The sequence below is a fragment of the Bradyrhizobium sp. 159 genome (genome assembly GCF_023073795.1).
GTDB lineage: Bacteria > Pseudomonadota > Alphaproteobacteria > Rhizobiales > Xanthobacteraceae > Bradyrhizobium.
This window is the reverse complement of the sequence record NZ_JADPKE010000078.1, coordinates 26,853-36,745: the sequence shown is the minus strand read 5'-3', so window position 1 is coordinate 36,745 and position 9,893 is coordinate 26,853. Positions and strand designations below refer to the sequence as shown.

Genomic DNA, 9,893 nt, shown 5'->3' with positions numbered 1-9,893 from the left:
GCTCGCGCCGTCTCCGCAACCCCGACCAGCTCCGACGACCCGAGCGCTCCCAGCAGAGCACGCCGATCAAAGGGGTCCCTTTTGGATGCCGATAGGGGGTCCCAGTCGAACGCCGATTGACAATCAGGGTGAGACTCCAGCGACAATCAAGGTGAGACTGCGCCGATGGGGACGGACCGAAGGGAGGGCGTAGCCCGACCGGAGGACCGTCCCCATCGGCGTCGCGCGTTTTTGGACCCGCCTGGCGGTCGGGTGCGGTTGGTGCAAGCTGTTGATTGGTCTCGACAAGAGGGAATCGATGCCTTGCCTGGCCTCCACATCACCGACCACCAGATGAGGCTATACATGACGTACCGACAGACACTGTCCCCCGAGGCCGCCGCGGCCAAGGCGGGGTTCTCGAAGGCAAGCGCGTATCGAATCGAGGGCGATTGTCGCCCGCCATCGCAGAAGAAGACGCCGAGGGGCCGACGCCGGTCCGATCCGCTCGCACGGTATTGGGAAGCCGAGATCGTTCCGATCCTGAAGGCTGCGCCCGGCATCCGCGTGATCGGCGTGCTGGACGAACTGCGCCGACGGCATCATGACCTGAACCCGAACATCCGCCGCACGCTGGAGCGGCGCATCAACGCCTGGCGGGCGCTCAACGGCCCCGAACAGGACGTGATCTTCCGCCAGCAGCACGAGCCCGGCCGCTTGGGTCTGTCCGACTTTACCGACGTGAGTGCGCTCGGCATTACGATCGCGGGTGAGCCGCTCGATCACCGGCTCTATCACTTCCGGTTGGCGTTCTCCGGCTTCGAGCATGCCCACGTCGTGCTCGGCGGCGAAAGCTTCGTCGCTCTGGCGGAGGGCTTGCAGAACGCCCTGTGGGCGCTTGGCGGCGTGCCGCGGGAGCATCGCAGCGACAGCCTGTCCGCAGCGTTCCGCAATCTGACCGCCGACGCACGGGAGGATCTGACGCAGCGCTACGCCGGACTGATGGGCCACTATGGCATGGCGCCAACGCGCAACAATGCGGGCATCGCACATGAGAATGGCTCGATCGAGAGCGCGCACGGCCATCTCAAGCGGGCACTGGAAGATGCGCTGTTGCTGCGGGGGACGCGCGACTTCGCCAGCCTCGATGCGTACCGGGCTTTTGTCGACGAGATTGTCGGCCGGCGCAACGCCAACCTCGCCAAACCGATCACGCTCGAGAAAGAGGCATTGGCGCCGCTGCCAAAAGGCCGCACGACCGACTTCGAGGAGAAAGTGATTCCGGTGACGTCGTCAGGCGGCTTCATCCTGCGACGCGTGTTCTACACCGTGCCTTCAAGATTGATCGGCCATCGTCTGCGTGTGCGCATCTTTGACGACCGGCTCGAATGCTTCCTTGGTGGCACGCCGGTCGTGACGCTGCAGCGCGGTCGACCTGTGTCCGAGTGCCAGGGCGGTCATGTCGTGGATTACCGGCACGTCATCCATGCCCTGCGGCGCAAGCCGATGGCGCTCCTCAATCTCGTCTATCGCGACCGGCTCTTCCCGCGGCCTGCCTACAGGCGCCTGTTCGAGACCTTGCGGGAGCATGGTGATGATCGGCGTGCCTGCAAGGTGACGGTCGAGCTTCTGGCGCTGGCCCACGAGCGAGCTTGCGAAGCTGAGCTCGCCGAGGCGGTCGCGATAGACCTGGATGCCGGACGGCTACCCGATCTTGCCGCGCTGCGCGACCGCTTCCGGCCGGAGGCGACCTCGATCCCCACTGTCGCTGTCAAACTGGCGCCGCTCAACGTCTACGATGAGCTGGCCTCCGTCAGCATCGTGTCGGCCCGCTCCAGCCTGGGAGAAGTGGCATGACCAGCATAGCGACCTCCGTCGATGCTGCCCGCGTCGAGCTGCTGCTCAATGAGCTGCGCCTGCCGGGCGTCAAGGCGATCTGGCCGAAGCTGGCCGCGCAATCGGACAAGGAGGGCTGGCCTGCCGCCCGCTTCCTCGCGGCCCTTGCCGAGCACGAGGCATCCGATCGTACCCGCCGTCGCATCGAGCGACACATGGTAGAAGCGCGTCTGCCCGCCGGCAAGACGCTCGCCACCTTCGACTTCGAAAGCGTGCCGATGGTATCAAAGGCACAGGCGATAGCGCTCGCCGCCGGCGACGCCTGGTTGAAGGCCGGCGCCAATCTGCTGTTGTTCGGTCCACCGGGCGGCGGCAAGACCCATCTCGGCGCGGCGATTGGCCTGGCTCTCGTCGAGAACGGTTGGCGCGTTCTCTTCGCGCGCACCACTGATCTGGTGCAACGGCTGCAGGTCGCGCGGCGCGAGCTGGCGCTGGAGTCCGCGATCAGCAAACTCGATCGCTATGACCTCCTGATCCTCGACGACATCACATATGTGAGCAAGGATCAGGCGGAAACCAGTGTGTTGTTCGAGTTGATCGCCGGCCGCTACGAACGACCGCTCGCTGCTGATCACGGCCAATCAGCCATTTGGCGAATGGGGGCGGATCTTCCCGGACCAAGCAATGACATTGGCTGCCATCGATCGTTTGGTCCACCACGCCACGATCCTCGAGATGAACGTCGAAAGTTACCGTCGAAAAGGTGCCCTCAATCGCAAGCGCGGTCCAGGCCGGCCGCCTATTCACGCTACTCCAAACGAACTCGAGAAGGCGGTGATTGACGCTGGGAGCGCCGCTTGATTGTCGCGCAGCGTCAATCAACGCTTGCCAAGTCGGCGGCCAGCGTCAATTATCTCCTGGCTCGGCCGCCTCGTCTCATCTTGATTGACGCGCCGCTCTCATCCTGATTGTCGCGCTATATACGGTTGCGGATCGTCACCGCGCCGCTGATTTTGGGTCTTAAGGCCAGCTGATCAGGTGCGTTCCTGGCGTGTCCAGATGCCACCGGAGAGTTGGCGAACAATATCGCCGGGTAGGTCAATTCGGCAGGCGCCGGCGCCTTGTGTTGTTGGCCTGGATGATACTGCCTGTGACCATGTCGACATTACCCCAGACAGTCACATTCGAGCCCTTTGCGCTAGGATAGAACACGCCATACTGGACGCCACGTGGATCAATGTAGTTGTCACGGATTGTGCCTTGGAAAAAGTCGCCGGCGTGGCCGGGATCTATCAAATGCGAAATAGACCCCGCCGTCGGCATTGAGCCCGGACCGCGAAATGTCAAAAGTGTGTTGGCTGCTACAAGAGCATTCGATCCAGTAACTTGAATCATCTGCCCGCCAGCCGGTTGTCTATGCTGGGCCATTGTATTGAATACGATTTGCGAATTGACGGATTCTCCCCCTAGCATTTGAATGAAGTTAACGTGATTGGTAGGTCCTTCGCCTGTCGGGTCAATCCCGATCTCTTCTTCCAGGTTGTATCGGTAGATTAGCGTTGAGCTGCCAGTGAACTCGAAGATGTGAGTGGGGGCATGATGAAACCAGTTGTGCTCTATCGTGGTCGTTCCAGTCCCTTTGATGTTAATGAAACTCCATTGGCTTTCGAACTTGTTTGCCGAACCGTCGATCTCGCAGTTGCGAATCGTTAGATTATGCGAGGTGTAATCAATTCCATCATATACTCCATCATTTCGGCCTTCGATGCCAAAGCCCTTCACATCATTTGAGTAGCAATTCTGAATGGTGATATTCTTGCCCTGGACATAGATACGCCAGCCACTGAAATCATAGCCGTCAATCGTGATGTTCTGTCCAGTCACACGAACAAGGCGATTTGTGGTGTCGATCTCCACCCCAGGTATGCGAATCGATGTAATGGGCTTAAGGATCGTGCCCGGCACTACTCCAACACGGTAGTCAACGCCGGCCACCGCCCAGGGGGGCCGAACCATGTAGGAGCTTAGCAAGTCTGGATGCTGAGGAGTTATCGAGGGGGCTGCGGTTGAGCCGACATCGACAGGAACGGACGCGGCTGGCGGCGCCGGTATCGACGTTCCCGGCGGTGCCGGCACGGGGACGTTGATCGGTGGAGCTTGTGTGGAAAGCTGCGTTCTCCATGCTGCAGCCCTGAGAGCGCCCCCTGCAACGTGCGATTTTTCGTCAATAGTGCTCTTACTGGCGACAACTGTACCAAATTCAGCAGCGAATCCAGTTTGATTAGCTGCGTCAATGAAGGTGCCTACGGCGATCGGTGCGATGACTATGAGAAGGTCAGGCCACCAATTCCGAACCCTAGCCGCAACTGCCAGTCCTTTGATCATCTGGACCTCAATGAAATCGTTTAATCATTTGGTTTCTAAGAGCCAGATCCCAACCTGACGCACGCTGGCGGGACAATCCCGCATCGAGTGCAGATTGGAAAGGCTCCGGAAGAGTTGCTCGTCCAGTGAGCGTGACGAGCAAAAGAGATATCGGGTATTTGGTCGAGTAACGATCACGTCGTGGCGGCACTTGCCAACGACGTTGACGCTAGCTGCAACGACAGATTTCTTGACGGTTGTCATTGAACAAGTTTGACCGGTGCAGCTCGAATTAGGCAATATCCGGCAACGTCTCGAGTTCGACGCGGTATTGGCGAACTCCGAATCCGATCCGCTACGAGAGCGAGCCGCCGGTGTTGCCGCGATTACGTTCAACCGCCACCCTCACTGATCAGCGGGGACGAAAGGTCGCCTACAGCCGAAACGGCGGCCGCTTGCGCGCCGGAAAAGGCGACGCTCCGAGCTACCCACGACTGCGCATATCGTTGCGCCTGCTCAGCGGCGGCTTCGAAGTACTCGTTGAGAGACCCTCGGATACCAAGGCACAGGCCCCAGAACATCCACGATCCATTCCAAAAATGAACGGTCAGGCCGTTAAACATGAACATCATGACAACCACCGAGAACGCGGTTCGCATGTTGATCATGTAGGGATCGGCAGCGTCTAAAGCACCCTTCGGCAATGCCCGCACGCATGCGGCAACGTTGGCAAGAAATAGAAGCGCTATCATCGGAACACCGAAACGCAGTGCACCAACCAGCCAAACCGAATCAACACTTGTGTCCAATACAGGGTCATTAAATGCAGTAAAGCCGTAGCCGGTGATCGGAGAAGCAGAGATCTGGGCTGACGCAAGCTCCCAGATCATGATACGGTAATATCCGCTGGCTGGGTCGAAAGTTAAGTGTGAGATGATCCAGGAAATCGGATAATTCGCGATCAAAAAGGAAAGTCCAACTAGGCCGGATACAACGGACCAGAACAATTTCCATCTCCAGGAATACTGCAGCAGAATCCGGTCGTAGACGAATATGACGGTTGCAATGGCCAAACTCATAAGAGGTGCGGACGACGCGGCCAAGAGACATCCGAACGAGCAAAGCCCGTAATACAATATTCGCCGTAGACCGGATTCTGCATAAAGAAATATGGGGGCAGCAAGTGCACAAAACGTTCCGTAAAGAATTGGATGATCAAATGTCGATTGAGCTCTGATGAGAGTCAATCCGAACAGGGACCTTGGCTCCATAAAAGCATTGGAAAGCTGGACGCCAAAAATGCCTCCGGTGATCTCCATCACAAGATGTCGTCCGGACAGCGTGTCTATCATTGCAAGCAAGATCAATCCTATCGTCACTAGCTTGAAAACTCGAATAAATTCCATGAGACCTGACAGGCCGTATACGAATGCCCGGCCTATCAAGTAGGCGCCACAAAATTCGATCGTTTCGATAACCGCTGACGAAATCGAGCTGAATCCCTCGACATACATGGACGCCGCAATGAGCCAGGCTCCCACTGCAATCATCAGAGCATCAGACCCCAACATACGAGGCGACCTTCGCATCAGTATGAATATGGCGGGGCCGAGCAACACAAAGATTGAGACGCGTCCGGGAAGCAGCCTGAATTCGGCGAGAGAAAACGCCATCGTTGGCGGCATGAATATTCCCATGAGAAGTAGCCACACGGCTATTCTATCTGAGCTCGAGTAGGCTCCAGGGGTGGGGATGTACACGTTCTGCCTGCCTGCGAGGGACGCCACCTCAAGTCTCCTACCAGCCGCGCCAGATCATTCTAGGCGCAATATTCGTTCCTGTGCATGCGTCTCTCATCACAGTGTTCTGTGATCAGCTGACGGCACGTTGTTTGGAGCGCACAATGAAACGCTTGCATGCTTTACCACAACATACCGATTTGCCGGCCCCGGCCGCAGATTATCGAGATGATTCGACCCCCCTACTGGAAGGAACTGCCGCTTATGTCCGTCGTAAAAGCCCAACTCGTAGGAAAACTGCCTCAACTCGTCCAGACGCGGCCGAACCTCAAGACCATCGAGAAACATCGCCGTGCCCACCTTCTGTTGCCTGAATAGCTCTATGCCGCCGGCTAGCACATCGGCTTCGCAACCGGCTGTGTTAACCTTCAAGACGTCAACACGCGTCACTCCAATTTCACGCACAAAATGGTCAAGCGATTGGACGCGCCCGCCGCATGGTTGCCCGACGGAGGCTGCCAGCTTGAAGTTGAGGCCATAGCCTCCCGCTTGTCCGTTTGCCGTGCTCCACCCTTCGCCGGGGCCGAGTGCACAGCTGTGAGCAATCACATTGGCCTCGAGGCCATTTGAGCGCACGTTTTTCATGAGCATTGTTAAGTTCTGTGCATCAGGCTCGCAGGCGTAAACGGTCGCGCCGGTCTTGGCGGCCCACAAGGTCCACGTGCCGATCGATGCGCCTACGTCGATAGCCACTGCGCTGGGGCCGAGCAGCCGCTGCACCGCATCGAGCTCGGGTTCGAGCAGTTCCTGAAAGACGATAAGAAGCGGCATAAGCTGGGTCCGACAGTTGAAGGCAATCCGGAGCCCACTGTTTGTCGTTGTGATTTCGGCCCTTGAAGGTCTTGAAGCGATCAGCAATCCCAGCCTTGCAAGCCCGGCGATGATCCTTTTCAATCCGATTTCGCGAGCTCCCCAACCAATGCGACTCAGCGCCGCCTGCGCCCGTACGATTTCCAGTGCTGCCATCCGTCTACCTATCCAGCCTGCATCGCGTCGCGCGATCGAATATTGTCCAAGCCATAATACTGTCGCGTGTGGGAGAGATTGTCCTTTAATCGAGACCAATGAATCTCAGACAGCTCTACAATCAAGCCGAACAGGGGGGGCAATTGAAAACGGAGCGATCGTGTACGCTTCGACGATGGTCCACGGTCTGGACCAATTTTTGAACACATAACGGATAACCGGTCGATCGGTGATTTGCAGCCAGTCCGCGCCCACGAAGGCGACTTCCCATCGTCCTGCGTCAATCTGATTAAGGGCCGCTCGAGTCCGTGCGGCAACTCCTAGCGACATTCGCTTCGACCTGATTACTTTCCGGTGCATTGGAACGAACTCAAGGAAGACGGTGGTGCTTGTAGGCCAGGATGTCTTTCAAGCCCAACCAGTGGTTTTCATAGAGTTTCTGATTGTTGGTGCTGGGGTGCAGCAGATGAATGGGAAGCAGGCCTATCAAACGCGTCGAGTAGAAGAGTGCAATCATCCAGACTCCTAGGATTGCACGGCCCTTCGACCAATGCTTGAACATATAGCGTACAAACGAGCGGTTCGTCATTTTTGCGCGAAATGCCCCCCATTTGGTTGCGCTTGCCCCTCCAAAATGGATGATCTCGCTGTCGGGCGTGAAGCGGTTCTTCCAGCCCGCGTTTCTGAAACGGAGGCACCAGTCGGTCTCTTCGACATACATAAAGAACTGCTCGTCCAAACCTCCGACCTGATCGAAGGCAGATTTTCGCACCAGCATGTAGCAGCCGGTCACTACCTCCACTTCGCGAGCATCATCGCGTTGCCACCATGTCATCTGCTCCCGACCGAAGAACCGACTCCTAGGAAAGATGCGATAGAGGTACGAAGAGAACAGGAACCAATTCAATATGGAAGGAAACATAAAACAGGTCGGCTGCAGCGTCAGATCGGGATTCAGCACGCGGCAACCCACAACCGCGGTATCGGCATGTTTATCGGCGAAGGTGATGGTCTTATCGATTGCGCGGTCGAGCACGATGGTGTCGCTGTTGAGCAGGAGCACGTAACGGCCCTTGGAGACAGCAATGCCCTGGTTGTTGGCGGCGGCAAAGCCCAGGTTTTCCCTGTTCTCGATCAGAATGGCTTCGGGGAATTCGGCCCGAACCATCGCCCTCGAATTGTCGGCGGATGCATTGTCGACGACGATCAGCTCGTAGGCTGAACTGTGAGTCTCTTTACGGATTGACTGCAGGCACTGCCGTAGCAGGTCACAGGTATTCCAATTGACGATGATGACGGACACGTCCGCCAGGTGTCCAGAACTCATTGAACATCTCGTTGTCTGACGAACTCATTACATTTAATGCTCACATTATATCGAAATATCGATTTAAAGCCAAGACTTTTAAATAGCCGGGCGATGCCAATTTCCTTAGTAAATTCAAGGACTCTGTATTTACAGCTTTCGGAAATATAATATAAACCTAATGTTGGCAGTTAAGTTGTTTGTACATTCACTTGCAGGGGCGCCTAAATGTCGAAACTGTTGCTGATCGCCCCGACGTGCGACAATCAGGACGTCGGCGAGGCGTGGGTCGCCTTCCAGTGGACGAGCCGTCTTGCAAAGCGGTTCGAAGTCACCCTGTTGACTTATCATAAGCGCGACAGGACGCCGGTTTCCAAGCAGCTGACGGGCTTGCGCGTCATCGAATGGTGCGAACCGATGCTTGTTGGGCGAGCGGAGCGGCTGAATAGCATGTTGAAGCCGGGTTATCTGCCGTTCTATTTCAAAGCACGCCGGTGGATTCGGTCCGCGTTGGCAAACGGAGAGCGCTTCGACCTCGCATATCAGCCGGTGCCGGTCGCCATGCGTTATCCATCGCCGCTCGTCGGCTTGGGCATCCCTTATATTGTGGGCCCGGTGGGCGGCAGTCTTGAATCGCCGGAAGCCTTCGACGGTGACGATACCGCGCCGTGGTACATCGGACTTCGTAATCTGGATCGCCTGCGTCTGCGGCGCGATCCGCTCTTGCGTGCCACCTACGAAGAGGCGTCCTGCGTTATCGGCATTGCGCCATACGTGAGCGACATTCTTGCGAACAACAGGCTTCGTCGTTTTGAAGTGATGAGCGAGACGGGCATTGAAAACTTGCCCGAGCCAATTAACCGGTTTGACCGGAGCGGGCCAGTGCGACTGCTTTATGTCGGACGGATGATCCGGACCAAGGGGGCGCGAGATGCAGTTCGGGCTATGAGCCTTCTACGTGATCTGGATATTGTTCTCGACGTCGTGGGCGATGGTGTCGACCGAGCGGCGTGTGAGGCGCTAGCGTCGGACCTCAATGTGGCGAGCCGAGTGGTGTTTCACGGACGCCTGCCGCGCCAGGAGGTAGACAAGTTTTATCGCGCTGCGGACATCTTCGTGTTTCCAAGCTATCGCGAGCCGGGCGGCAACGTTGCGTTCGAAGCAATGGGATTCGGTTTGCCCGTCATCGTGAGCAACCGAGGGGGGCCAGGAAGCGCGGCGGACGAAACGTGCGGCATTTGCCTCCAACCTCTATCGCCCGAACAATATGCTCGTGACATTGCAGGCGCCATCAGGCGCCTTGTGGAAGATCGGGAATTGCGCCTTGCTCTTGGACGAGGGGGGCGCCGACGAGTTGCAGACATCGCCCTATGGGATCGCAAGATTGATCATCTGGCGGCGCTCTTTGCGAACGTGATCGGAGATATGGACGGGCGACTCTCCACTGATAATCGTCCAGGTGCGCCTGCCTGTTGATTAGTTCCGATAAAAGCAGTTTCGGTTGATCAGATAGCCACTCAAGCAGAACATTCAGGTGCCGATATGGGGTACAAATTGGCGACCGAAGCACCGGCCTAATGCTCCTTTAAAAGCGTGATGGCATTAACACTAGTTTGGCAGATTGTCGGATTCCTCTGAATTTT

General features: G+C 57.2%; 6 protein-coding genes and 1 pseudogene. 3 read left to right on the top strand and 4 right to left on the bottom strand.

All coding sequences use genetic code 11. The features are described from left to right. Positions 1 to 333 precede the first annotated feature (333 nt). A complete protein-coding gene (gene istA, locus IVA96_RS21265) occupies positions 334 to 1,836 on the top strand; it encodes an IS21 family transposase (protein WP_247419076.1) in 1,503 nt (500 codons plus the stop codon). After that, a pseudogene (istB, locus tag IVA96_RS21260) lies at positions 1,833 to 2,676 on the top strand (IS21-like element helper ATPase IstB). The gene istA and the pseudogene istB overlap by 4 nt, the downstream one beginning before the upstream one ends. Before the next feature lie 237 nt (positions 2,677 to 2,913). On the opposite strand, the gene IVA96_RS21255 reads toward istB, so the two are convergent. The 4 genes from IVA96_RS21255 to IVA96_RS21240 all read right to left on the bottom strand — a co-directional run bounded on the left by IVA96_RS21255 (position 2,914) and on the right by IVA96_RS21240 (position 8,271). Beyond that, on the bottom strand, positions 2,914 to 4,200 hold the full coding sequence (locus IVA96_RS21255; RefSeq protein WP_247419073.1) for a hypothetical protein: 1,287 nt from the start codon (positions 4,198 to 4,200) through the stop codon (positions 2,914 to 2,916). A gap of 371 nt (positions 4,201 to 4,571) precedes the next feature. Then, a complete protein-coding gene (locus IVA96_RS21250; RefSeq protein WP_247419071.1) occupies positions 4,572 to 5,864 on the bottom strand; it encodes a hypothetical protein in 1,293 nt (430 codons plus the stop codon). A gap of 171 nt (positions 5,865 to 6,035) precedes the next feature. Next, positions 6,036 to 6,944: an FkbM family methyltransferase gene (locus IVA96_RS21245; RefSeq protein ID WP_247419069.1), complete on the bottom strand. Its 909-nt coding sequence runs from the start codon at positions 6,942 to 6,944 to the stop codon at positions 6,036 to 6,038. Positions 6,945 to 7,314: 370 nt separating this feature from the next. Next, complete coding sequence (locus IVA96_RS21240; protein WP_247419067.1) at positions 7,315 to 8,271, bottom strand: glycosyltransferase family 2 protein; 957 nt, start codon at positions 8,269 to 8,271, stop codon at positions 7,315 to 7,317. Between the two features lie 207 nt (positions 8,272 to 8,478). Between IVA96_RS21240 and IVA96_RS21235 the strand changes: the two genes are divergently transcribed. After that, positions 8,479 to 9,726, top strand: a complete 1,248-nt coding sequence (locus IVA96_RS21235; protein ID WP_247419066.1) for a glycosyltransferase — start codon at positions 8,479 to 8,481, stop codon at positions 9,724 to 9,726. Positions 9,727 to 9,893: the final 167 nt, after the last annotated feature.